Source organism: Streptomyces sp. NPDC059454, assembly GCF_042749965.1.
Taxonomy (GTDB): Bacteria; Actinomycetota; Actinomycetes; order Streptomycetales; family Streptomycetaceae; genus Streptomyces.
Genome location: NZ_JBHYVC010000001.1, coordinates 141634 through 164737 on the forward strand (window position 1 = coordinate 141634; position 23104 = coordinate 164737).

At 72.6% G+C, this 23104-nt stretch carries 23 protein-coding genes; 7 read left to right on the forward strand and 16 right to left on the reverse strand.

Features of this window, described 5'->3' with window-relative positions:
- Window positions 1-41 precede the first annotated feature (41 nt).
- The 3 genes from ACFXAE_RS00685 to ACFXAE_RS00695 form a co-directional block, all read right to left on the reverse strand.
- Window positions 42-2174, reverse strand: coding sequence for a protein kinase (locus tag ACFXAE_RS00685; RefSeq protein ID WP_384706185.1), 2133 nt, complete (start codon window positions 2172-2174; stop codon window positions 42-44).
- Between the two features lie 75 nt (window positions 2175-2249).
- Window positions 2250-2720 (reverse strand): MarR family winged helix-turn-helix transcriptional regulator, encoded by a 471-nt coding sequence (locus tag ACFXAE_RS00690; protein ID WP_384706187.1) that lies wholly within the window; start codon window positions 2718-2720, stop codon window positions 2250-2252.
- On the reverse strand, window positions 2717-3322 hold the full coding sequence (locus ACFXAE_RS00695) for a type 1 glutamine amidotransferase family protein (protein ID WP_384706189.1): 606 nt from the start codon (window positions 3320-3322) through the stop codon (window positions 2717-2719). The genes ACFXAE_RS00690 and ACFXAE_RS00695 overlap by 4 nt, the downstream gene beginning before the upstream one ends.
- 157 nt (window positions 3323-3479) lie before the next feature.
- Between ACFXAE_RS00695 and ACFXAE_RS00700 the strand changes: the two genes are divergently transcribed.
- The 3 genes from ACFXAE_RS00700 to ACFXAE_RS00710 all read left to right on the forward strand — a co-directional run bounded on the left by ACFXAE_RS00700 (window position 3480) and on the right by ACFXAE_RS00710 (window position 6464).
- Entirely contained in the window at window positions 3480-4835 is a 1356-nt protein-coding gene (locus tag ACFXAE_RS00700) for an aspartate aminotransferase family protein (RefSeq protein ID WP_384706191.1), read from the forward strand.
- Window positions 4836-4985: 150 nt separating this feature from the next.
- Window positions 4986-5699 (forward strand): GntR family transcriptional regulator, encoded by a 714-nt coding sequence (locus ACFXAE_RS00705; RefSeq protein ID WP_384706193.1) that lies wholly within the window; start codon window positions 4986-4988, stop codon window positions 5697-5699.
- A 114-nt stretch (window positions 5700-5813) separates the two neighbouring features.
- Window positions 5814-6464 (forward strand): hypothetical protein, encoded by a 651-nt coding sequence (locus tag ACFXAE_RS00710; RefSeq protein ID WP_384706195.1) that lies wholly within the window; start codon window positions 5814-5816, stop codon window positions 6462-6464.
- Window positions 6465-6474: 10 nt separating this feature from the next.
- On the opposite strand, the gene ACFXAE_RS00715 is transcribed toward ACFXAE_RS00710, so the two are convergent.
- On the reverse strand, window positions 6475-6765 hold the full coding sequence (locus tag ACFXAE_RS00715) for a hypothetical protein (protein WP_384706197.1): 291 nt from the start codon (window positions 6763-6765) through the stop codon (window positions 6475-6477).
- A gap of 205 nt (window positions 6766-6970) precedes the next feature.
- Window positions 6971-7588, reverse strand: coding sequence for a TetR/AcrR family transcriptional regulator (locus ACFXAE_RS00720; RefSeq protein WP_384706199.1), 618 nt, complete (start codon window positions 7586-7588; stop codon window positions 6971-6973).
- An 83-nt stretch (window positions 7589-7671) separates the two neighbouring features.
- Between ACFXAE_RS00720 and ACFXAE_RS00725 the strand changes: the two genes are divergently transcribed.
- Window positions 7672-8637 carry a DMT family transporter gene (locus tag ACFXAE_RS00725; protein ID WP_384706201.1) on the forward strand — a complete coding sequence of 322 codons (966 nt, stop codon included), beginning with the start codon at window positions 7672-7674 and terminating at the stop codon, window positions 8635-8637.
- Window positions 8638-8862: 225 nt separating this feature from the next.
- Here the strand turns inward: ACFXAE_RS00725 and ACFXAE_RS00730 are convergent, their stop codons facing one another.
- Window positions 8863-10146, reverse strand: a complete 1284-nt coding sequence (locus ACFXAE_RS00730) for an adenylosuccinate synthase (RefSeq protein ID WP_384706203.1) — start codon at window positions 10144-10146, stop codon at window positions 8863-8865.
- A 185-nt stretch (window positions 10147-10331) separates the two neighbouring features.
- Here ACFXAE_RS00730 and ACFXAE_RS00735 point away from each other — a divergent pair, with 185 nt between their 5' ends.
- A complete protein-coding gene (locus ACFXAE_RS00735; protein WP_384706205.1) occupies window positions 10332-11201 on the forward strand; it encodes a diacylglycerol kinase in 870 nt (289 codons plus the stop codon).
- 1 nt (window position 11202) lies between these two features.
- Here the strand turns inward: ACFXAE_RS00735 and ACFXAE_RS00740 are convergent, their stop codons facing one another.
- A complete protein-coding gene (locus tag ACFXAE_RS00740; protein WP_384706207.1) occupies window positions 11203-11784 on the reverse strand; it encodes a Uma2 family endonuclease in 582 nt (193 codons plus the stop codon).
- Window positions 11785-11845: 61 nt separating this feature from the next.
- Window positions 11846-12343 carry a GbsR/MarR family transcriptional regulator gene (locus ACFXAE_RS00745; protein WP_384706209.1) on the reverse strand — a complete coding sequence of 166 codons (498 nt, stop codon included), beginning with the start codon at window positions 12341-12343 and terminating at the stop codon, window positions 11846-11848.
- 103 nt (window positions 12344-12446) lie between these two features.
- On the opposite strand from ACFXAE_RS00745, the gene ACFXAE_RS00750 reads away from it, so the two are divergent.
- Both ACFXAE_RS00750 and ACFXAE_RS00755 read left to right on the forward strand, forming a co-directional pair.
- Window positions 12447-13343 carry an ATP-binding cassette domain-containing protein gene (locus ACFXAE_RS00750; RefSeq protein ID WP_384706211.1) on the forward strand — a complete coding sequence of 299 codons (897 nt, stop codon included), beginning with the start codon at window positions 12447-12449 and terminating at the stop codon, window positions 13341-13343.
- On the forward strand, window positions 13340-14974 hold the full coding sequence (locus ACFXAE_RS00755; RefSeq protein WP_384706213.1) for an ABC transporter permease: 1635 nt from the start codon (window positions 13340-13342) through the stop codon (window positions 14972-14974). The genes ACFXAE_RS00750 and ACFXAE_RS00755 overlap by 4 nt, the downstream gene beginning before the upstream one ends.
- Window positions 14975-14983: 9 nt before the next feature.
- Here the strand turns inward: ACFXAE_RS00755 and ACFXAE_RS00760 are convergent, their stop codons facing one another.
- The 8 genes from ACFXAE_RS00760 to ACFXAE_RS00795 form a co-directional block, all read right to left on the reverse strand.
- Window positions 14984-15577 carry a Uma2 family endonuclease gene (locus ACFXAE_RS00760; protein ID WP_384706215.1) on the reverse strand — a complete coding sequence of 198 codons (594 nt, stop codon included), beginning with the start codon at window positions 15575-15577 and terminating at the stop codon, window positions 14984-14986.
- 87 nt (window positions 15578-15664) lie between these two features.
- Window positions 15665-16888: a cytochrome P450 gene (locus ACFXAE_RS00765; RefSeq protein WP_384706217.1), complete on the reverse strand. Its 1224-nt coding sequence runs from the start codon at window positions 16886-16888 to the stop codon at window positions 15665-15667.
- A 39-nt stretch (window positions 16889-16927) separates the two neighbouring features.
- Window positions 16928-17593, reverse strand: a complete 666-nt coding sequence (locus ACFXAE_RS00770) for a response regulator (RefSeq protein WP_384706219.1) — start codon at window positions 17591-17593, stop codon at window positions 16928-16930.
- A complete protein-coding gene (locus tag ACFXAE_RS00775) occupies window positions 17590-19008 on the reverse strand; it encodes a sensor histidine kinase (RefSeq protein WP_384706221.1) in 1419 nt (472 codons plus the stop codon). The genes ACFXAE_RS00770 and ACFXAE_RS00775 overlap by 4 nt, the downstream gene beginning before the upstream one ends.
- A 12-nt stretch (window positions 19009-19020) precedes the next feature.
- A complete protein-coding gene (locus ACFXAE_RS00780) occupies window positions 19021-19683 on the reverse strand; it encodes a response regulator (RefSeq protein ID WP_384706223.1) in 663 nt (220 codons plus the stop codon).
- Window positions 19680-21008, reverse strand: a complete 1329-nt coding sequence (locus ACFXAE_RS00785) for a sensor histidine kinase (RefSeq protein ID WP_384706225.1) — start codon at window positions 21006-21008, stop codon at window positions 19680-19682. The genes ACFXAE_RS00780 and ACFXAE_RS00785 overlap by 4 nt, the downstream gene beginning before the upstream one ends.
- Window positions 21001-22188: an acyltransferase gene (locus tag ACFXAE_RS00790; RefSeq protein ID WP_384706227.1), complete on the reverse strand. Its 1188-nt coding sequence runs from the start codon at window positions 22186-22188 to the stop codon at window positions 21001-21003. Before ACFXAE_RS00790 ends, ACFXAE_RS00785 begins: the two co-directional genes overlap by 8 nt.
- Window positions 22185-23081: an alpha/beta hydrolase gene (locus ACFXAE_RS00795; protein WP_384706229.1), complete on the reverse strand. Its 897-nt coding sequence runs from the start codon at window positions 23079-23081 to the stop codon at window positions 22185-22187. The genes ACFXAE_RS00790 and ACFXAE_RS00795 overlap by 4 nt, the downstream gene beginning before the upstream one ends.
- Between the last annotated feature and the right edge of the window lie 23 nt (window positions 23082-23104).

Sequence of the window (23104 nt, forward strand, 5' to 3'; positions counted from 1 at the left end):
CGTTCAACCCCGTTGAAAGAACGCGGAGTCGGTGCGGTGCGTCAGTCCCGCGTGTAGGTGAGCTGTTCGCCGTCGCCCGTGTTCACGCGCTGGAGCGAGCCGTCGGAGAGGAGGGTGATCTCGCTGGCGGAGCCCGGGGTGCAGGCGCTGCGCGGCTGCCCGACCGTCACGGAGGACGGGCCGAGCTCCAGCCGGCCGCCGGAGCTGCCGGTGAGCCGGGCCTCGAAGACGCAGTGGTAGGTGCCGCTGCCGGTGGGCCCGTCGGCGACGAGGGACATCACCGTGTCACCGACCTCGCCCTGCTGGAGGGTGAGCACGCGGGTGTGTTCGCCGCTCGCGTTGTCGATGGTGGTGGACCAACTGCCCAGGTAGTCGGCGGGAACGGTCCCGTCCGCGGGCGCGGAGGTGCTGGGCCGCTGTGTGTCGGTCGGCTGTGTGCCGTCCGGGGTGGCGGGGGCGGTGCTCCGGGGCGCGCTGCTGGGCGACGGGGGTGTGGTGGGGTCGCCGCCGGCCCGGTTGTCGGCGTCCTTGCCGCTCATCAACGCGTACACGGTGCCGCCGGCGGCGAGCGCGACGACCAGCGCGATCACCACGAGCAGCACGGTGGAACGGCCGTCCCGCCGCGGCTCGGACGCCGGCCCGAACGGCGGTGACCCGTAGGGCGGAGTCGGGCCGGCGGCGTACCCGTTGTAGGGGTAGCCGTACGCGGGCTGCTGGGGGTGCCCGTACGGCCCCGGCGCCGGGGCCGGGGTGTTCTGACCCGCCACGAGGGTGGGCAGATGATTCATCCCCGGCTGCCCGGGCGAGGGCGGGGAGGCCGGGCCGGCCGCGGGCGGCACGGCGGAGTCGTCGGCGGCACGGGCGTGCTCGGGGGTACCGGCGCGGTGGCCCGCCCCGGGCGGTACCGATGACCCGACGGGCGCGCCGGGATGCGCCGGTCCTGACGGCACCTGGCGCCCGTCGGCGGGCGCGCCGGGGTACGCCCCGCGCGACACCGCCTGCCCGGCCGCCGGCGCGTCCGTTCCGGCGGAACCGTCCTGTGCGGCAGCGGGCGCGCCGGGGTACGCCGCCCCGGGCGGCAGCTCCTGCCCGGCCGCCCGAGCGGGGGCACCACCCGGCTGCCCGGCTCCGGGCACACCGGGATACCCCGCGGGACCGCCCTGCCCGGCTGCCGGAGCGGGGGCGGGGTTGACCGGCGGTACCGGTGGCCAGGCGGTCTGAGGCGCGCCCGCCGGTGTGGGGGGCACCGGGGTCTCCGGGTCCTCCGCGTCCAGGAGGCGGACCGCGTGGCGGCCGAGCTGGGCCACCAGGGCACCCGGCAGCCAGGGGTCGCGGGAGCGGCCGCCGGCGACGGTGTCGTCCGCACCGGTGCGTCGCAGGACCTGGTCCAGCGTGGGCCGCGCCGCCGGGTCCTTGCGCAGGCAGTCGCGTACGAGATCGGCGAGACCCTCGGGCACCCGCTCCAGGTCGGGTTCCTCCTGGGCGATGCGGAACATCAGCGCGTGCACACCGCTGTCGGCGGTGCCGAACGGGAACGTGCCGGTGGCGGCGTGGGCGAGTACCGCGCCGAGACAGAACACGTCGCAGGCCGGTGTGATGCGGTCGCCGCGCACCTGCTCGGGCGCCATGAAGCCGGGCGAGCCGACGAGTGCGCCGGTGCGGGTGAGCCCGCCGTCGGTCACCGTCTCCAGCGCCCGCGCGATCCCGAAGTCGATGACGCGCGGACCGTCGATGGTGACGAGCACGTTGGACGGCTTGAGGTCCCGGTGGATGATCCCGGCGGCGTGGATGTCCTTCAGCGCGTGCGCGAGACCGGCGGCGAGGATGCGTACCGAACGCTCGGGCAGCGCCCCGTGGTCGCGCCCGACCACCTGCTGGAGGCTGGGCCCGGCGACATACCCGGTGGCGACCCACGGCACGGGCGCCTCCGTGTCCGCGTCGAGGACCGGCGCCGTCCAGTCGCCGCCGACCTGTCGCGCGGCCCGCACCTCCTGGCGGAAGCGCGCCCGGAACTCCTCCCGCTGGGCCAGCTCCTCGCGGACCAGTTTCACGGCGACGGTACGTCCCCGGTCGGAGCGGGCGAGGTAGACCTGCCCCATGCCGCCGGCTCCGAGCCGCGCGAGCAGCCGGTACGCCCCGATGCGCTGTGGATCCCCGGGCCCGAGCTTGTCCATCGCCGCGCCGCCTTCCCCCGATGAGCAACATCCCGAGGATAGTGCGGGGCCGGTACCCGGTGGGCCGGGCGACGTCTACGGTTCCGTAACAGGCGGTCCGAGTGCGTCCAGCACCGTGGACAGGCGTTCCAGCGCCTCCACCGCCCGGGCGAGTTCCGCCTCCCCGTACGCCGCTTCGTACGCCTCCGCCAGCCGCTCCGCGAAGGCCGCGTGGCCGGGGTCGACGCGGCTGACCGCCGCGCGTCCCTCCTCGGTCGGGGCGAGGAGTTTGGCGCGGCGGTGGGCCGGGTTGGGCCGGTACTCGGCGAGCCCGCGCTCCACCAGCAGATCGGCGACGCGCTGCACGCTCTGCCGGGTGATGCCCATGGCCCTGGCGATCCCGGAGACCGGCAGCGGCTCGCCGAGGACCGCGCCGAGCACCTGCCACCAGGCCGCGGTGAGCCCGGCGGGCCGGGCCAGTTCCTCGGCGACCGCGAGGAACCGGCCGTTCAGCCGGAAGGCGCCGATCGCGCCCCGGCTGAGCAGGTCCTGACGCTCCCGGCTCACCGGGCCAGGGCCTTCGCGTACGCGGCGTACGCCTCGGGGTCCGAGTCGTGGAACAGCCGGTACCAGGCGTCGGCCACCTCCTCGTCGTAGACCCCGAGCAGCCGGAAGATCTCGCGGGCGAAGGCGACGGGCTCGGTCGGACCGGCGGTGACGAGACCGCCGTCGGTGACCGCGTCGGCCTCGACGTACCGCGCGGCGCCCGCGTACCCGGTCGCGGCGAGGTAGGGAGCGGCGGCACCGGTGTGCGCCCGTTCGTCGAGCAGCCCTTCGCGGGCGAGCCCGGCGGTGGCGCCGCAGATCGCGGCGACGGGCACACCGGCGTCGAGGAAGGCGCGGGCGGTGCGGGCGAAGGGGGCGAGGTCGTCGCCCTCGTCCCAGCGGTCGGCGCCGGGAAGGATCAGCAGCGCGCTGTCCTCGGGCCGCAGCCCGTCGAGCGCGAGGTCGGACAGGACGCGGAGTCCGCCGATGCCGGTGACGGGCTCCCCGGCCGGGGTGACCGTACGCACCTCGTAGCCGGCGCGCGCCAGATGCGCGGTGGCGTGACCGGTCTCCCAGTCGGCGAAGGTGTCGTAGAGGGCGAGATGCACGGGCTTGCGGGTCATGACCGCTCCCTTGTGGGTACGCCAGCAGATGACAGTATCTTGTCATTAAGACAGCTTGCTGTCCATCGATGTCGTCGACAACCTGTCGCGGAAACTCCCCCACCGCAGACAGGCCGCCGATGTCGCGGCCCCGCGGCCCCGGCCTACCCTCGGCCGTATGACCCCTCAGCCGAACCCCGAGCTCGGGGCCGCCGTCAAGGCCGCCGACCGTGCGCACGTGTTCCACTCCTGGTCCGCTCAGGAACTCATCGACCCGCTCGCCGTCGCCGGGGCGGAGGGGTCGTACTTCTGGGACTACGACGGCCGGCGCTACCTCGACTTCACCAGCGGGCTCGTCTACACCAACATCGGCTACCAGCACCCGAAGGTCGTCGCCGCGATCCAGGAGCAGGCGGCGCGGATGACGACGTTCGCGCCCGCGTTCGCCGTCGAGGCACGGTCGGAGGCGGCGCGGCTGATCGCCGAGCGGACCCCGGGGGACCTGGACAGGATCTTCTTCACCAACGGCGGCGCCGACGCCGTGGAGCACGCCCTGCGCATGGCGCGGCTGCACACCGGCCGCCCCAAGGTGCTCTCCGCCTACCGCTCGTACCACGGCGGCACCCAGCAGGCGGTCAACGTCACCGGTGACCCGCGCCGCTGGGCCTCCGACAGCGGCACGGCCGGGGTCGTGCACTTCTGGGCGCCGTTCCTGTACCGCTCCCGCTTCTACGCTCAGACCGAGGAGCAGGAGTGCGCGCGGGCGCTCGAGCACCTGGAGACGACGATCGCCTTCGAGGGTCCTTCGACCGTCGCGGCGGTCGTCCTGGAGACCGTCCCGGGAACGGCGGGCATCATGCTGCCGCCCGCCGGTTACCTCGCGGGCGTGCGCGAGATCTGCGACAAGCACGGCATCGTCTTCGTCCTCGACGAGGTCATGGCCGGGTTCGGGCGGACCGGGAAGTGGTTCGCGGCGGACCTGTACGACGTCGTCCCGGACCTGATGACCTTCGCGAAGGGCGTGAACTCCGGGTATGTGCCGCTGGGCGGCGTCGCGATCTCCGGGACGATCGCCGACACGTTCGGAAAGCGGCCGTACCCGGGCGGTCTGACGTACTCGGGGCATCCGCTGGCCTGCGCCGCCGCCGTCGCGACGATCGGTGTGATGGAGGAGGAGGGCGTCGTCGAGAACGCGGCGGCCCTCGGCGCGTCCGTCGTCGGGCCCGGACTGCGGGAGCTGGCGGAGCGGCACCCGAGCGTGGGCGAGGTCCGCGGGACCGGCATGTTCTGGGCGCTGGAGCTGGTGCGCGACCGGGAGACCCGGGAGCCGCTGGTGCCGTACAACGCGGCCGGTGAGGCGAACGCCCCGATGGCGGCCTTCGCCGCCGCCGCGAAGGAGGCCGGCGTCTGGCCCTTCGTGAACATGAACCGGACCCACGTGGTGCCGCCGTGCAACGCGAGCGAGGCGGAGCTGAAGGAGGGGCTGGCGGCGCTGGACGCGGCCCTGTCGGTGGCGGACGACTACGTGGGGTGATCGCGCCGGGAGGCCGACGTGAGCGGGTGCGAGGCGGTCTCCCCCTCGCACCCTTTCGAACACCCCGGGGCCCGTTCGAACGCGTAAGGTGGCGTGTTCGTAGACATCCGCGCGCACGTCACTCGAACGCGACGAGGGAGACGCCCGACCATGCCCGGCTTCAGCGGCAGCGGCACCGTGACCCGCAGCACCCTGCGGCAGCAGATCGCGGACGCGCTCCGTGACGAGGTGCTGGCCGGGCGGCTCCAGCCGGGGCAGGAGTTCACCGTCAAGGAGATCGCCGATCAGTACGGGGTGTCCGCGACCCCCGTCCGGGAGGCGCTGGTCGACCTGTCGGCGCAGGGGCTCCTCGACGCCGACCAGCACCGGGGTTTCCGGGTGCACGAGTACTCCGTCGACGACTTCCGGGGCATGATCGAGGCCCGCACCCTGGTGGTCGACGGGATGTTCCGCGCGCTGACCGACGGCCACATGGCCCATCTCCGGCCGGACGAACCCCGGGTCGCCGCCGCCCTCGCCGGAGTGCGCAGGCGCGGCGAGGAGGCGCAGCGCGCGGCCCTCGCCGGGGAGGTCACCGTGCTGATCGGCTACGACCTGCGCTTCTGGCGCGAACTCGGGTCCGTGTTCGGCAACCCGTACCTCACCGACTTCCTGCACCGGCTGCGCGTCCAGACCTGGGTGTGTGTGGTGCAGCATCTGCGGCGGCTGCCCGATCTGCGCGGGCGGCTGTGGGCCGAACACACCGATCTGGTCGACGCCCTGTCACGCCGGGACACCGATTCGGCCCACGCGATCGTCGAGTCGTACAACACGCACGCGCTCTCCCTCATCGAGGGGCTGACGGCCGACGGGATGGGTAAGTGACCCGTACCGGGGTCCGCACGGGAGGAGCCGCCCGCGCCGGGCGCCGCTACGCTTCCCTGACCACGACGAACACCCCGACCACCTTGACCACCGCGCTGTGCGAGGAGCCCTCTTTTGGCCTGTGACCTGTGGCTGGTACCGCTCGTCGACGTGTTGTGCCACACGCCCGACAATCCGTTCGCCGAGGAACTCGCGCAGTACAACGCGGTGCTCGCCGGGGCCGGCCTGCCACCGGTGCCGGTGTACCAGTACATGCCGGGACTGTCCGGCGAGGTGGCCCCGGTCGCGGGTTTCGACTACGACGCGCTGCACTTCCTGCGGCGGGTGTACCTGCTCCAGGTGTGCGGACTGCCGGTCACGCCGGTGGACGAACTGGGCGGTGACTACGAGCAGTTGCTGGAGATGTTCGAGACGACGGCCCAGCAGTCCCACCTGGTCTGGCACTACGACCACGCGGGCGCGTACGTCCCCGTCGACTTCCCGCACCCCCTCGCCAACGACGAACTCCTCGCGGGCGGCGGCCCCTTGGGCTCCTCCCACGTGCTGCTGCGGGAGCTGGAGCTGGTCGCCGCGTCCATCGGCATCGACCCGGCGAACCCCCCGGCCGCACCCGAGCCCCCGCGCGGTCCGACCGAGCTGGAGGAGCCGGCCGGCCCCGCCCCCTACGACCCCAGCCCCTTCGCCCGCGAACGCCACGTCTGGCTGGGCCTGCACGCGGCGGCGACACGGAGCCTGGCACAGGGGTCGATGATCGTCTTCAGCTGACGGCAGGGGGTCAGCCCAGCTGCGCGAGTCCCTTCTGAAGGTCCTCCGCGTTCATGACGGGGCACATCTCGACCTCGGCGTTCATGTGGGTGAAGAACGGTTCGCCCACCGGGGGCACCTCCGAGCTGTCCTGCATGTGGAGGACCAGCACCATCGTCCGCCGCCCGCCCAGCGGACCGAAGTAGGCCGCCTCCGGCTGCAGCCGGTCGAGGATCCCCTTGATCTGCTCGGGCATCTTCCCGCTGCGCAGCAGCTCGTTCGACTTCTCGGTGTCCAGCGTCGCCTTGAGCATCACGCGCATCGCACTCACCCTCTTCCGTTCGATGCACGCACTGAATGTCAGGATATGCCCGTGCCGACGAAACCACCGGCGCCCCTCGTCGGGGGACGCCGGCGGCCGGCCGGAACGGGTGCTCCCGCAGGAACGAGTTGATCTCGACCGTCCCGGCACGGCCGGGCCCACGCCGATCGCGGAGATCGGGGCGCCGAACCCCTCGGCCCCGGGCTCACCGCCGCGTCGCGGAGCCCTCGGCGGCGGCGAGGAGGGCGCGCGCCTCCTCTCGGGCCCGGCCGATGGGATCCGCGAACATGTCCAGGCCGTGGGCGACGAGTGCCCCCTCGTGCAGCAGCATGAGCGTTTCGCCCAGCCGGCCGGCCCCCTTTGGGGCGACGCCCCCCGCGAGGTCGGTGAACAGGGCGAGCATCCACTGCTTCTGACCGTTGACGACCGAGCGGGCCGGGTGCGCCGGGTGGGCCGGACCGCCGATCTCGGCGTGGGCGTTGACCATGCCGCACCCCTTGGAACCGTGCTCCGCCGCCCACGCGCGTGAGGCGTCGAAGACGGCCAGGACGCGCGCCGTCGGCTTCGGCCCCGCGGCGTCGAGATACAGGGCGAGGAAGGCCCGCCAGCGCTCGTCACGGGCCGCGAGGTACTCCACGACGATCTGCTCCTTGGAGCTGAACCGGTCGTAGAGGGTCTTCTTCGTCACCCCGGCCTCGGCGGCGATCAGGTCCACCCCGACGGCATGGATGCCACGCTCGTAGAACAGCCTTTCGGCGGCCTCCACGACGCGCCGTGCGGCAGGCGTCAGCGTGATCCGTCGCGGTTTCCCGGCAGTGCCCATACCTCCGGAGTATACCGATCTGTATAGCGGGCAGTAGGTATACCGATCTGTTTATTCAGGGGGAGACGACCAGAGGGAACGGCATGAATCTCCTGCTCTCGACCGCCTTCGTGCTCTGCTGGAGTTCCGGGTTCATCGGGGCCAGGCTCGGCGCGGACAGCGCGTCCGCGGTCACGATCCTGATGTGGCGGTTCCTGCCGCTGGCCGTCGTCCTGATCATCGCCTCCGTCGTCTCCAGGGCGTCGTGGCGGGGCCTTGCGGCGCGGGACATGGCCCGGCAGACCGTGATCGGCGCGCTGTCGCAGAGCGGCTACCTGTTCACCGTCTACTACGCGATCCAGCTCGGGGTCTCCAGCGGCACCACGGCCCTGATCGACGGCGTCCAGCCCCTCGTCGCCGGAGCGCTCGCCGGACCGCTGCTGCACCAGTACGTCTCGCGGCGGCAGTGGCTCGGCCTGTGCCTGGGGGTGGGCGGCGTCGCCCTCGTCACCCTGGCCGACGCCGCGGCCGGCACCGGTGCGGCCTGGTGGGCCTACCTCATCCCCTTCCTCGGGATGATCTCGCTGGTGGTGGCCACGTTCCTGGAGAGCCGCTCCCGCGTGCGAGTGGCGCCCATGGTGTCGCTGACCGTCCACTGCGCCACCAGCGCCGTCGTCTTCACGGCACTCGCCGTGGGCGCCGGGGCCGCCGCGCCGCCCGCCGAACTCTCCTTCTGGGCCTCGATCACCTGGCTCGTGGTCCTGCCGACCTTCGGCGGGTACGGGCTGTACTGGCTCATCCTGCGGCGCTCCGGGGTCACCGAGGTCAACACGCTCATGTTCCTCATGGCCCCGGTCACGGCGGTCTGGGGAGCCCTCATGTTCAGCGAACCGTTCGGTCCGCAGACCGCCCTCGGCCTGGCCCTGGGCCTCGCGGCGGTCGTCGTCGTCCATCGAGGGGGCGCCTCGTCCACCGCCGCCGCGGATGCCGGTGGGAGCACGCGGCGGGCCGTCGACGGTCGCGGCGTGATGGTCCCGTCCGGCTTCCGGAAGGACCAGCACGCTCCCTAGCCTCCGGCTCGACCGGACGATCAGGTCATCGGGCACTTCCGGTCCGGAGGCATCAGAGGCCGGAGCAGGGCGTCACCGGACGGTGGCCGCCCGGAACCTCAGCAGCACCCCGCTTCCCTCACGACGGACACGGGGGCGTCCCGCCCGAGCGGGACGGCCGGGCGGGGTCACCGCACCGGCCGTCCCATCGGGTCCCCGGGTCCCCGGGTCTCCGGGAAGGAGAACCTAGAGGAACGAGTTGATCTCGATCGTCTCGGTACGGCCCGGGCCCACGCCGATCGCGGAGATCGGGGCGCCGGACATCTCCTCCAGGGCCTTGACGTAGTCCTGGGCGTTCTTCGGCAGGTCGGAGAAGGACTTCGCCTTGCTGATGTCCTCGCTCCAGCCGGGGAGCATCTCGTAGACCGGCTTCGCGTGGTGGAAGTCGGTCTGCGAGTACGGCAGTTCCTCGACGCGCCTGCCGTCGATCTCGTACGCCACGCAGACCGGGATCTGCTCCCAGCCGGTGAGGACGTCGAGCTTGGTGAGGAAGAAGTCGGTGAGGCCGTTGACGCGGGTGGCGTAGCGGGCGATCACCGCGTCGAACCAGCCGCAGCGGCGGTCACGGCCGGTGGTGACACCCCGCTCGCCGCCGATGCGGCGCAGCGCCTCGCCGTCCTCGTCGAACAGCTCCGTCGGGAACGGTCCTGCGCCGACGCGGGTCGTGTACGCCTTCAGGATGCCGATGACCCGGCTGATCTTCGTCGGACCCACGCCCGCGCCCGTGCAGGCGCCGCCCGCGGTCGGGTTGGACGAGGTGACGAAGGGGTACGTGCCGTGGTCGATGTCGAGCAGTGTGCCCTGGCCGCCCTCGAAGAGGACCACCTTGTCCTGCTCCAGCGCCTCGTTCAGCACCAGCACCGTGTCGGCGACGTACGGGGCGAGCTTGTCCGCGTAGCCCAGCAGCTCCTCGACCACCTGCTCCACGGCGATCGCGCGCCGGTTGTAGAGCTTGGTGAGCATCTGGTTCTTGGCGTCGAGGGCCGCTTCGACCTTCTGGGTGAGGATCGACTCGTCGTACAGGTCCTGGACGCGGATACCGACGCGGTTGATCTTGTCGGCGTAGGTCGGGCCGATGCCCCGGCCCGTGGTCCCGATCTTGCGCTTGCCGAGGAACCGCTCGGTCACCTTGTCCACCGTCACGTTGTACGGCGTGATGATGTGCGCGTTTCCACTGATCAGGAGCTTGGACGTGTCGACGCCTCGCTCGTTCAGACCGCTCAGCTCGGAGAGCAGGACCGACGGGTCGACGACGACTCCGTTGCCGATGACCGGCGTGCAGCCGGGGGACAGGATCCCGGAAGGGAGCAGGTGGAGGGCGTACTTCTGATCACCCACGACTACCGTGTGGCCGGCGTTGTTGCCGCCCTGGTAGCGCACCACATAGTCGACGGAACCACCGAGCAGGTCCGTCGCCTTTCCCTTGCCTTCGTCACCCCACTGAGCACCGAGCAGCACAAGTGCGGGCACGCGCGTACACCCCTTCCGGGCGGGGCATGTCCAAGGTCGAGGGCGCACACGGAGGATCACCGCCGCGTGCACCGCGACCACCGTTGGCCGCCAACCGTCGGACCGGATGCCCCGGAATAGACGAAGCCCCTGGCGCAATAGCGCAAGGGGCTCTTGCACAAAGATGCTACCCGAGGAAGTGAGGCATGGCCGAGGTGGCGACTTCCAGGATCTTCCCCGCGGCGTCCGATCAGCTCCTGGTGGTCATCGATCCGGTCGCCCGGAGGGCGGACGGCGAGTCCGTCCGGATCGCGAAGGACGTGATCGGCGCGGGTGCGGCGGACGCCAAGGTGTGCCTGCCGGACGGGCCGGAGGAGTTCGCCCGGGTGCTGGCGCGGCGCGGGTCGCGGCGGCCGGTGGTGATCGGCGACGACCGCGCCCTGGTGCGGGCGGTGACGCTGCTGCACCGGCGGCGGGAGCTGGCCGACTGCGCGCTGTCGCTGGTTCCGGTGGGAGGTGCGGTCTCCCTCGCGCGGTCGCTCGGGGTGCCCACGGGGGCGGTGGCGGCGGCGCGGGCCGTGCTGGACGGGGCGGAGCGGCGGATGGACCTGCTGGTGGACGACAGCGACGGGGTGGTGCTCGGCGCGCTGCGGATCCCGCCGGTCGGGGGTGTGACGCGGGTGCGGGAGGGGGCCGGCGGGGCGGGGCGTCCGTGGCTGCGGACGTGCCGGTCCCTGGTACGGACTCTGGTGCCGGCCAGGCCGTCCGGTGCCGTCTCCGTCCCCGAGCCGGGGCCGACGCGGCTGCGGGTGGAGGTGGACGGGTCGACGCTCGTCGACCTGCACCAGCCGGTGGAGTCCGTCTCGGTCACCCCCGACGCCTCCGGAACGGCCCGGGTGGAGGTGCGTCCGGTGTCGGTGGGGGCGGAGGCGGCTCCGCTGCTGGCGGAGGCCCGCACGGTGACCGTGTCGGGCGCGCACTTCCGGTGCCGGGCGGACGGAGCGGTGTCGGGGCCGGTGCGGACGCGGACGTGGGTGGTGCGGGAGGGGGCCTGGGGGCTCGTGGTGCCCGTATGAGTCAGGGCGCCTTGAAGCCGGTCGTGTCCAGTACGCAGTCGAACGGGGCGGGGATCGGCAGCTTCTCGCCGAAGGGCTTGGTGTCGCGGGACTCGTAACCCTTGGCAGAGGGCATCGAGAAGACCGTGGCCTGTTCCTCCTGCATGTCGAGGAGCAGGTAGACGGGGACGCCCGCCTTTCCGTAGGTCTCGACCTTGTCGGTCAGGTCGTCGTCGCGGGTGGAGGAGGAGGTCAGTTCGGCGACGAAGGAGAGGGCTTCGCCGTCCAAGTGGTTGCTGGTGCTTCGGCTGACGCTCCGATGCGCGACATGGATGTCGGGACCGTACGCGCGCTCCACACCTGGAAACACGTACAGGAAAGGACCGTAACTGATCCGATGCTCCTCAGAGAGGTACGGCCGGAGCTGCTCACACACCAGCTCCATGACGTCGAGGTAGAACGCTTTCGACCACGGCGACACGACGATGTTCCCCCTGATGATCTCGGCTTTGAAGCCATCGCGCAGTCGCAGCTCGTCGAGAAGGTCCAGCATCTCCTCGAAGTCGCCGAGCCCGGTGCCGTTTATCGTCGGTCGCTCTGCCATGACTGTCATGATGCGCCCTCCCCTTGAGACGGACCAGCCACCACTCGGCGTAGCCGACCGACTACCCCCGCCCGAACCGCTCCTCCCGGTGCGCCCGCCAGCGCTCCATCATCGCGACGACCTCCCGGTCGACGAACTCGAAGAAGGCCAGCGTCTCCGCCAGCCGCCGCCCCGCCGGCGTCTCCGCGCCCAGGCTGGTGACGCCCTCCCGGAGGGCGTCCTCCCAGCGCTTGAGGACGGCCTCGCGGTTGGTCAGGGCCTCGTACCACTGATCGCCGTGGACCCGGTACCGCTCTCGGCGTGAGCCGGGCTCGCGTTCGCGCGACACCATGCGCACCTGGGACAGGTAGCGCACCGCGCCGGAGACCGCCGCCGGCGAGATCTTCAGCTGTTCGCCCAACTCGGCGGAGGTCAGGACACCGGTGTCGGAGGCGAGCAGGGCCGCGAAGACACGGGCGGGCATGCGCGTCATCCCGGCTTCCACCAGTTGCGCGGCGAAGTGCTCCACGAACCGGGAGACCGCCTCCGGGTCCCGGGCCGTCCCGCTCGGTTTCGCCATGATCCGATCATCTCCCCTGCTCAGACGCCACGGATCAGTCTAGCCATCGTTCATACGCTTCCTTAACTTCACAAATTTCTGAAAGAAGCGTACGTTCCGAAGCATGACGAAGGCCATCACCGTGTCCGGACTGCACAAGTCGTTCGGCCGGACCCACGCACTGGACGGTCTCGACCTCAGCGTCGGGACCGGCGAGGTCCACGGCTTCCTCGGCCCCAACGGCTCCGGGAAGTCCACCACCCTCCGCGTCCTGCTCGGCCTGCTGCGCGCCGACTCCGGTGCCGCCCAGGTGCTCGGCCGGGACCCGTGGACGGACGCCGTGGAGATCCACCGCCGTATCGCCTACGTCCCCGGTGACGTGACGCTGTGGCGCAACCTCTCCGGGGGCGAGGTCATCGACCTGTACGGGAGGCTGCGCGGGGGCCTGGACCCGCACCGCCGCGCCGAACTGGTCGAGCGGTTCGAGCTGGACCCGACGAAGAAGGGCCGCACCTACTCCAAGGGCAACCGGCAGAAGGTCGCCCTGGTCGCCGCGTTCGCCTCCGACGTCGACCTGCTGATCCTGGACGAGCCGACGTCCGGCCTGGACCCGCTGATGGAGGAGGTCTTCCAGCGCTGCGTCACCGAGGAGCGGGAGCGCGGGCGGACCGTGCTGCTGTCCTCGCACATCCTCAGCGAGGTGGAGGAGCTGTGCGACCGGGTCAGCATCATCCGCAGGGGTCGGACCGTGGAGAGCGGTTCGCTCGCCGAGCTGCGGCACCTGACCCGCACGAGCGTGAGCGCCGAACTCGCCGGCCCGCCGAACGGGCTCGCCGCACTGCCCGGCGTGCACGACCTCGACATACAGGGGCGGCGCGTACGGCTCCAGGTGGACACCGACAAGCTGGACGCGGTGCTGCGCTCGCTGAGCGAGTCGGGCGTGCGGTCGCTGACGTCCACCCCGCCGACGCTGGAGGAACTCTTCCTGCGGCACTACCAGGACGAGGTGGCCGCCCGATGAGCGCCGCCGCCTTCGCCGTACGGCCGGCGAGCTCCCGTCAACTCGCGGGCACCGGAATTCTGTTGCGCTTCGCGCTGCGCCGGGACCGGGTGATGATCCCGGTCTGGGTCGCGGTGAACGCCCTCATGGTGCTGTCCATGCCGAACACGCTCAAGGGGCTGTACGGCACTCCCGCCGAACGCGCCGACCTGGTCGCCCAGATGGCCGGCAACTCCTCCCTGCGCGCCATGGTCGGCCCCGTCTTCGGAGACTCCCTCGGCGCGCTGACCGCCTGGCGGGTCGGGGTGTACGCGGGGGCGCTGGCCGCCGTGGTCGGTCTGCTGGTCGTCGTACGGCACACCAGGGACGAGGAGGAGAGCGGACGTCAGGAGATGGTGGCGTCCGGAATGGTCGGACGCAGGGCCTCGCTGACGGCGGCGCTGCTCGCGGCGGCCGTCGCCAACGGGGTGCTGGCGCTGCTGGTGACGGCGGGACTGGCCGGGCAGGGCGCGGCGGGCGCGCTCGCGTTCGGGCTCGGGCTCGCGGGCGTGGGCATGGTCTTCGCGACCATGGCGGCGATCGTGGCCCAGCTGACGGAGAGCGCACGGCTCGCGCGGGGGCTGACGGCGGCGGTGCTCGGGGCGGCGTTCGTGCTGCGGGCGGCCGGTGACTCCGCGACCGATGGGGGCACCTCCCAGGCTTTCGGCACTGGGGGAGGTTCGTCGCCGCTGACGTGGGCGTCACCGCTCGGCTGGCTGACGAACCTGCGGGCGTTCACCGGTGAACGGTGGTGGGTGCTTGGGCTGTTCGCGGGGGCGGTGCTGGTGCAGGGGGCGGTGGCGTACGCGCTCGCCGGGCGCCGGGACCTCGGCATGAGCTTCCTGCCGAGCCGACCGGGACCGGCCGCCGGGAGGCTGGGGAGTGCGGGGGCGCTGGCCTGGCGGTTGCAGCGGGGCGGTGTGCTCGGCTGGAGCACCGGGTTCCTGCTGGCGGGGCTGGTGTACGGCGGGATGGCGGAGGGGGCGGCCGAGCTGGTCGGTGACAACGAGGGCGCCCGGGAGATCTTCCGGCGGATGGGCGGGCAGTCCGGGCTGACGGACGCCTTCCTCGCGGTGATGGCCGGGATGCTGGGGCTGGTGGCCGCCCTGTACATCGTCGCGTCGGTGCTGCGGCTGCACGGCGAGGAGACCTCGGGGCGGGCCGAACCGGTCCTCGCGGGGTCCGTCGGACGGCTGCGGTGGGCGGCCGGGCACCTGGTGGTGGCGTTCGGCGGGACGGTGGGGCTGATGCTGCTCGCGGGGGCGGGTCTCGCCCTCGGCCACGGTGAGCAGGCGGGCCCGGTCCTGGGGGCGTGTCTGGTGCAGGTTCCGGCGGTGTGGGTGATCGGCGGGGTCGCGGTCCTGCTGTACGGGCTGGCGCCCCGGGCGGCGACGGCGGCGTGGGGCGTGGCCGGTGCGGTGCTGCTGATCGGCTGGGTCGGTCCGGCGCTGGACGTGCCGCGGGCGGTGCTGGACCTGTCGCCCTTCGGTCATCTGCCGAAGTTGCCGGGCGGGGAGATGGCGTGGGCGCCGGTGCTGGTCCTCACGGTGCTCGCGGCGGGGCTGGTGGCGGCGGGGCTGGCTGGGTTGCGGCGGAGGGACATGACAGCGTGACCGGGGTCGTCAGTCCATGTACGGCTTGAGCTCCTCGGCATCGAATTCGATACCGACGGGCTCGGGAAGCACGACCCTGTCGCCCAGCTGGCGCTTCCGGATGTTCCGGTAGCCGGCCACTGGGTGCGGGTCGCTGTGCACAAGAATCGAGCGACGGTCGCGGTCGATCAGCAAATAGACGGGGATCCCGGCTTCGGCGTAGGCCTGGGGCTTCTCCACCCGGTCGCGAGCGTGCGTGTCCGAGTCGAAGGACGTGACCTCCACGGTCATCAGCACGCCCTCGATGTCCGCCCAGTCCCCCTGTCCGGCGAAGTGGGCGACGGGGGCGAGTACCGCGTCCGGAAGGGCCCGGCCCTTGCGGTAGGACTCCACCTTCAGCCCTTGCACCGGACTGAGATCGAGTTCGGGCCTGGCCTGCATGCACTGACGGACCAGCCACATGATGATCGCGCCGTGATTGCCGTTGGTCACTTTCCTGAGCCCGATCCGTCCGTTGATGAACTCGAACCTGACGGTCTCGTCCTCACGCTCGGCGAACTCGGCGATCCGCTCGAACATGTCCACCGACAACCGGGATGACGCGCGTTCTGCCATAACCGTCATGGTGCCTCCCTCCGCAGGCGGACACCAGCTTGACGAGCCCTCCATGTCCCTCGCCGGAAGTCGGCCGGTGATCATCCGAACGGGTGATCACCCCACCTCCACGGCCAGCCCCTCCAGCCCTCTGATCACGAAGTTCGGCTTCCGCTGCGGCTCCGCCGCGAGCCGCAGCGTCGGCGCCTTCTCCAGCAGGGCCGTCATCGAGGCCGCCAGCTCGATGCGGGCCAGCGGGGCGCCGATGCAGTAGTGGATGCCGGCGCTGAAGGAGATGTGCGGGTTGTCGCGGCGGGTCAGGTCCAGGCGGGACGGGTCGGCGAAGACCGCCGGGTCGTGGTTGGCGGAGCCGAAGAGCATCGCGATCTCCGCGCCCCTCGGGATCACTGTGCCGTCGATCTCGATCTCGTCGAGGACCCAGCGCTCGAAGAGCTGGAGCGGGGTGTCGTAGCGCATCAGCTCCTCCACGGCGGAGGGGACGAGCGAGTGGTCGGCGCGCAGGGCGGCGAGCTGGCCGGGGTTGCGGAACAGGGCCCACCAGCCGTTGACCGTGGAGTTCACGGTGGCCTCGTGGCCCGCGTTCAGCAGCAGGACGCAGGTGGAGATCATCTCCTGCTCGGTGAGCCGGTCGTCGTCCTCGTCGTGGGCGGCGATCAGGCCCGAGACCAGGTCGTCGCCGGGGTTCTCGCGGCGCTCGGCGATCAGGCCGCGCAGGTAGTCCGAGAACTCGGCCGACGCCCGGACCGCCTTCGCCGCCGTCTCCTCGGGCGGGTTCAGCTCGTACATCCCGCAGATCTCCGCCGACCAGGGGCGCAGCGGCGCCCGGTCGGACTCCGGGATGCCCAGCATCTCGGCGATCACCGCGACCGGGAGGGGTTCGGCGACGTCCTTGAGCAGGTCGCCGCCGCCCGCCTCGGCCAGCGCGGACACCAGGTCCTCCGCGAGCCCTCGGACGTACGGCTTGAGGCGCTCCACCGTGCGCGGGGTGAACGCCTTCGACACCAGGCGGCGGATACGGGTGTGGTCCGGCGGTTCGAGGTCGAGCATGCCGTGGTCGTTGAGGGTGTGGAACGGCTCGTGCTCCGGCGGCGGGGCGGTGCGGCCGAACTCCTCGTGGGTGAAGCGGTGCCGGTAGGTCCGTCCCAGGCGCCGGTCGCGCAGCAGCGCCGAGACGTCCGCGTGGTGCGCGACCAGCCACTGGTCCGTCGGCTCGAAGTAGTGCACCCGTCCGCGTCCGCGCAGTTCGGCGTAGGCGGGGTAGGGGTCGGCGACGAACGCGGGGTCCCACGGGTCGAACGCGAGGTCGTCAAGGGCTGCCATGGACGGACGGTAGCCCGGTGCCCCGCCCCCTGACCAGGGTCAGCCGGGGGTGACCAGCCGTGCCTCGTACGCGAACACCGCCGCCTGGGTGCGGTCGCGCAGGCCCAGCTTCACCAGGATGCGGCTGACGTGCGTCTTGATCGTGGACTCGGCGACCACCAGCCGTCCGGCGATCTCCGCGTTCGACAGGCCCTGCGCGATCAGCACCAGCACCTCCGTCTCCCGGTCGGTGAGGTCGCCGTACGCCGCCTGCGCGGACGGCATCAGGCGGGGCGCCTCGGACAGCTTGGAGAACTCGGTGATCAGCCGTTTGGTCACCGTGGGGGCGAGCAGGGCCTCTCCGGACGCGACGATCCGTACCCCGTCGGCGAGCTGGCGGGCGGAGGCGTCCTTGAGGAGGAAGCCGGAGGCGCCCGCGCGCAGCGCCTGGTAGACGTACTCGTCGAGGTCGAAGGTGGTCAGCACCAGCACCTTCGCCGCGCCGTCGGCGGCGACGATCTCCCGGGTCGCCTCGATGCCGTTCAGCTCGGGCATGCGGATGTCCATGAGGACGACGTCGGGGGCGAGTTCGCGGACCCGTTCGACCGCTTCCCGGCCGTTGACGGCCTCGCCGACGACCTCGATGCCGGGCATCGCGCCCAGCAGGACCGAGAAGCCCTCGCGCACCATCATCTGGTCGTCCGCGATCAGGACACGGATGGTCATGCGTCACCTTCGTTCACCGTGGCGACCGGCAGGAACACGGCGACCTCGTAGCCGCCGTCGTCCGTCGGGCCGGCCGTCATCTCGCCGTTCAGCATGGTGACCCGCTCCCGCATGCCGGTGATGCCGTGACCGGCTCCGGGCGAGGGCTTGATCAGGTTCGGCTCGGGAGCCGGGCCGTTGACGACGCGCACGCCGAGTCCGCCGAGGACGTACCCGATCTCGACGCGGGCGCTCGCGCCGGGAGCGTGCCGCAGGCTGTTGCTCAGCGCCTCCTGCACGATCCGGTACGCCGACAGCTCCACGCCCTGCGGCAGCTCCCGCACCGCGCCGGTCACCACCTTCTCCACCTGCAACCCCGCGTCGCGCACGTTGACCAGCAGGGCGTCCAGGTCGGCGAGGGTGGGCTGCGGGGCGTCCGGGACCTCGTAGTCCTCGGCGCGGACCACGCCGAGGATGCGGCGCAGCTCGGTGAGGGCGGCCACCGCGTTCTCGCGGATGGTGGCGAAGGCCCGCTCCAGCTCCGGCGGCGGGTTCTCCACCCGGTAGGGCGCGGCCTCGGCCTGGATGGCGACCACCGACATGTGGTGGGCGACCACGTCGTGCAGCTCGCGGGCGATGGTGGTGCGCTCCTCCAGCAGCGTGCGCCGGGAGCGTTCGTGCGCGGTGACGGTCTGCTGGGCGGTCACCTCCTGCTGGGCGGTGCGGCGGACGTGCCAGAGACAGACCACGAGCAGGGCGAACGCGGACGTCACCATCATGGGCCCGCTGTTGGTGTAGTAGTACGATCCGCCGAAGAAGACGTCCGAGAGGAAGGCGTACGCGGCGGTCAGGACCCACATCCAGGCGGCGGTGCGGGGCCGGGTGCGCAGCGCCACGACGACCAGCACGGCCAGGTGGCAGATGAACGCGCCAGGCATCCACGGCCAGTCCCATCCGCCGCCGTTGATGATCGCGACCACCGGGGTCGCGGCGAGGGACAGCCAGAACGCGCCGACCGGCCGGACGAGGGTGGCGAGCACCGGGAGCGCGCACAGCACGCCGGTGAGCAGGGCCGGTACGTCGCCGCCGGGCAGGTCACCGCCCACCGCGCCCGCGCACAGGGCGATCAGCGCCAGCACCCCCACCACCGCGTGCGGGAGGTGCTGCGCGGCCGACCGCAGCCGGGCGGGCAGCCGGCGCACGAACGGGCCGTCCGTGCGCCGGGGCGGCAGCGGGCGGTAGGCGAAGGGGTCGTGGAACAGGTCCTGGCGCAGCCCGCGCAGGGAGTTCCGGGCCGCCTGGTACTCCGGGCTGCGGGTCCCGTGCTGCTGCTGAGTCGTCTCGGTCACGCTCACACGGTAGGCCGACCGGGTGAGCGCGGTCGTCCCCGCCGAGAGGGGTTCCCGGGTGTCCGTCTCAGGTACTACGCGGGTCACGGCGAGGGCTCCTCAGTACCCCGAGGGGCGGACCAGCCCCGACTCGTACGCGAACACCGCCGCCTGGGTGCGGTCGCGCAGGCCCAGTTTCACCAGGATGCGGCCGACGTGCGTCTTCACGGTCTGCTCGGCCACCACGAGACGTACCGCTATCTCCGCGTTGGACAGGCCCTGCGCGATCAGCGCGAGCACCTCCGTCTCCCGTTCGGTCAGCTCCCCGACGCGTTGTCTGAGCGGGGCGCGGGGGCGGTCGTCCAGCCGGGAGAACTCGGCGATCAGCCGGCGGGTGACACCGGGCGCGAGGAGGGCGTCCCCGGCCGCCACCACCCGTATGGCCTCTGCGAGCTGATCGGCGGACGCGTCCTTCAGCAGGAAGCCGGAGGCGCCGGCGCGCAGCGCCTCGTACACGTACTCGTCGAGGTCGAAGGTGGTCAGGACGAGGACCCTGATGTGCGGGGTGGCGGTGGTGATGAGGGCGGTGGCCTCGATGCCGCCGAGTTCGGGCATGCGGATGTCCATCAGGACGACGTCCGGGGCGAGTTCGGCGACCTGTGCGACCGCGTCCACCCCGTTCACCGCCTGGCCGACGACCTCGATGTCGGGCTGCGTGTTCAGCAGCACGGTGAAGCCCTGCCGGACCATCTGCTGGTCGTCGGCGATCAGTACGCGGATCATGCGGTGCCGTCCTGGGGAAGCCGGGAAAGGGGGTCGGTGGCGGGCGGGGCGGAGACCGGGAGGTAGGCGTCGACCTTGTAGCCCCGGCCGGCCCAGGGGCCGGCCGTCAGCCTGCCGCCCAGCATCACGGCCCGTTCCCGCATGCCGAGCAGTCCGTGCCCGGCGCCTGCGGACGGCGGTGCCTCCCGGTCCGGGCCGGTGTTGACGACCGTCACCCGCAGCCCTCGCGGATCGTAGGCCAGGGTGACCTGGGCGGTCGCGCCGGGCGCGTGCCGCAGCACGTTGCTCAGCGCCTCCTGCACGATCCGGTACGCCGACAGCTCCACGCCGGACGGCAGCGGGCGCCGCTCGCCGGTGATCTCGGTGGTCACGGTCAGTCCGGCGGCGCGGGTGTTCCTCACCAGCGCCTCCAGCCGGTCGAGGGTGGGCTGCGGGGCGTCCGCGCGCTCGCCGGGGGCGGGGTGCTCGGAGCGCAGCACGTCCAGGACGCGGCGCAGTTCGGTGAGCGCCTCGACCGCGTTCTGCCGGATGCCGGCGAGGTTCTCCTTCAGCTCGTCCGGCGGGTCCTGCACCAGGTGCGGGGCGACCTGGGCCTGGATGGAGATCACCGACATGTGGTGGGCGACGACGTCGTGCAACTCCCGGGCGATACGGCTGCGTTCCTCCAGGAGGGTGCGCCGGGCGCGTTCCTCCGCGGTGAGCGTGGTCTGCCGCCCCAGTTCGGCGCGGGCCTCGCGGCGGCCGCGCAGGGCGCTGCCGAGGACGACGGCGACCGTGAACAGGATGACGGCGAGCTGACCGGTCGGCTGGTAGTTCGTGGCGCCCACCAGGCCCTGCACGGCGTAGGTGGCGAGCGCGGTCAGTGCCAGCGCCTCCACCGCCACTCGGGTACGGGCCCGCAGGGCGAGCAGCAGCAGGACGAGCAGGTGCGCGATGATCCCCGCGGCCGACCAGGGCCAGGTGAACTTGTCGCCGTCCGCGGCCATCACCGCCCGCACGGCGAACGCCCCCACCAGCATGGCCGCCGTCGACATCCACCACGCCGGGATCGGCCGCCACAGCGCGCACACCATCGCGCCGGCCTGGGCCAGGGCGATCAGGAAGGCGAACCCGGGGTCGACCCCGCCGTTGTCGTTCAGCTGGGCCGCGTCACCCAGCAGCACGCCGAAGGCAGCCAGGCACACGACGCCGTGCGGCAGCCAGCGCAGCCACGTCGAGGGCGGCAACGGGTCGGCCCGTGCGGTCCACAGGTCGTCCCGCAGCACGCCCGGCCACCGCCGCACGTGCCCCGCCCCCTTGTCCGTCACGCCGTTCAGCCTAGACATGCCGCACGTCCTTCGTCGTCGGCCGGTGGACGCGGACCACCCGGGACCGTCCGCGCCGCCGTCCTCCCCCGCCCTGTTCCCACGACCGGAACGCGGACCGGCAGACCGCGAGCGCGACGACGAACACGGGCAGCCACACCAGCCGGGCGGCGACCCAGCCCAGGTCGTCGGGGACGGTGTGCAGGCCGGGGAGGCGGCCGGCCAGGAGACCGGTGGCGGTGGTCGCCATCAGGGCGGACTGGTGCCAGAGGAAGATCGTCATCGCGGAGAGGTTGACCAGCGCCACCGCCGCCCACGCGACGGGACGCCGCATCGCGCCGCGCAGCCGGTCCCGCAGCAGCAGCGCGAGCCCGCACTGGGCGAGGCCGAAGGTGACGGCGGCCAGCGTCGGCGGGTTGAGGTTGGAGACCTCGGCGCCCGGGACGCCGACCATCGACGCCGGGTAGCCGGCCCAGGCGACGAGCGCGGCCGTGGCGGCCGTGCCGGAGAGCAGGAGGATCCAGCCGGACCTGCGGCGTTCCAGCCCGCCGCGCGTCCAGGCCGCGCCCAGGGTGTACGGCACCAGCCAGCCTGCCGCCAGGTTCAGCCAGCCGAGCCAGGCGGGGGCGCCGAAGCCGAAGCGGAGCAGGTCGACGTGGAGGACGACGGCGAGCGGCCACAACGGGTGGAGCCGGGCCAGCAGCGGGGTCGCGGCGGTGAGCGCGGCGAAGACCAGCAGGAACCACAGGGGTGACAGGGCCAGTTTCACCAGCGTGCGGACGGTCGCGTACTCGGCCCCGGAGAGCAGCAGGACGGCGGTGACGGCCGTCCACAGCAGGAGGACGGCGGCGACCGGCTTGAACAGCCGGGCCAGCCGGCCGTGCAGCCAGCGGCGGTACGGGACGCCGCGGGCGCGGGACGAGGCGTACCCGCGCGTCGCCACGTGGCCGCCGACCAGGAAGAACACGGCGAGGGTCTGGAACGTCCAGGAGACGGGTGCCAGCCACGGCAGGTGCTGGAGCGGGCTGGCCGTGCGCAGGGTGCGGCCGTCCGCGACGAGGGCGGTGACCAGCCAGTGGCCGAGGACGACGCCGAGGACGGCACCGGCGCGCAGGGCGTCCACGGCACGGTCGCGGTGGTCCGGGGTGGCCGCGTCGACGCGCTCGGCGGCGCCGCGTATCGCGGCTGCGAGGCGGCTCATGAGGTCACCGCCGGGGTCTCGCCGAGGACGATCCGGGTGAGGTTGGCCAGGGAGGTGGAGCCGGGGGCGAAGTAGTCGCTGTGGCCGCCGTCGCCGGCCGCGAAAACCCGGGCGCCGAAGGCCGGGGAGACGGGGTCGGTGCCGAAGCCGACGGTGGTGCCGAAGAGGTCGGCGCTGAGGTGCGGGACGTTCCCGACCCAGTCGTCGGCGCCCCGGGCGGCCCAGATGCGGGCCCGGGTGCGCAGGGCGGCGGCGGTGTCGGCACCGGTGCCGGGGCTGCCGAGGAGGGCGATGTCGTCGACGTCGAGACCGTCGGCGGCCCGGGCGCAGACGACGGAGCCGTAGGAGTGGCAGAGGAGGGAGACACCGGCCCGCTGCCCGGCGACGGCACGCACGTCACGTACCAGGTCCCGGAGTTCGGGTGCGGCTTCGTCCGCCCGGCCGGTGGTGGCGACGGTGGTGCTGACGGTGCCGGGGGTCTCGTAGCCGAGCCAGGCCACGACCGCGGCACGCGTACCGAGCCGCTCGTGCAGCGCGAGGGCGGTGGCGCGGAACCGGCCGTAGGTGTCGATGCCGGTGTCGGAACCGGGGACGAGAACGGCGACGCGGTCGGCGTGCGCGAGGTCCCCGAGCACCTCGGTGACCAGCCCGGACCCGCGCCCGTCGAAGTACAGCAACTGCCGCCCGGCCAACGCCCGGTCGGCGGCGGCCCGTCCCCGGTCCCCGTACTCGTCGGCCATCCGGGCCGCTTCCTCGGCGTTGGCCCGGTTGGCGGCGTAGACCGCCCCGAGGGTCGCCGCGGAAGGCGTCGCGAGCGCGGCAGGCCCCGGCGCGGGCACCCGCGGCCGGTCCGCCCCGGCAAGCGGCACGGCGACCGCACAGGCGACAAGCACCGCGAGAGCACCACGCCGCCACC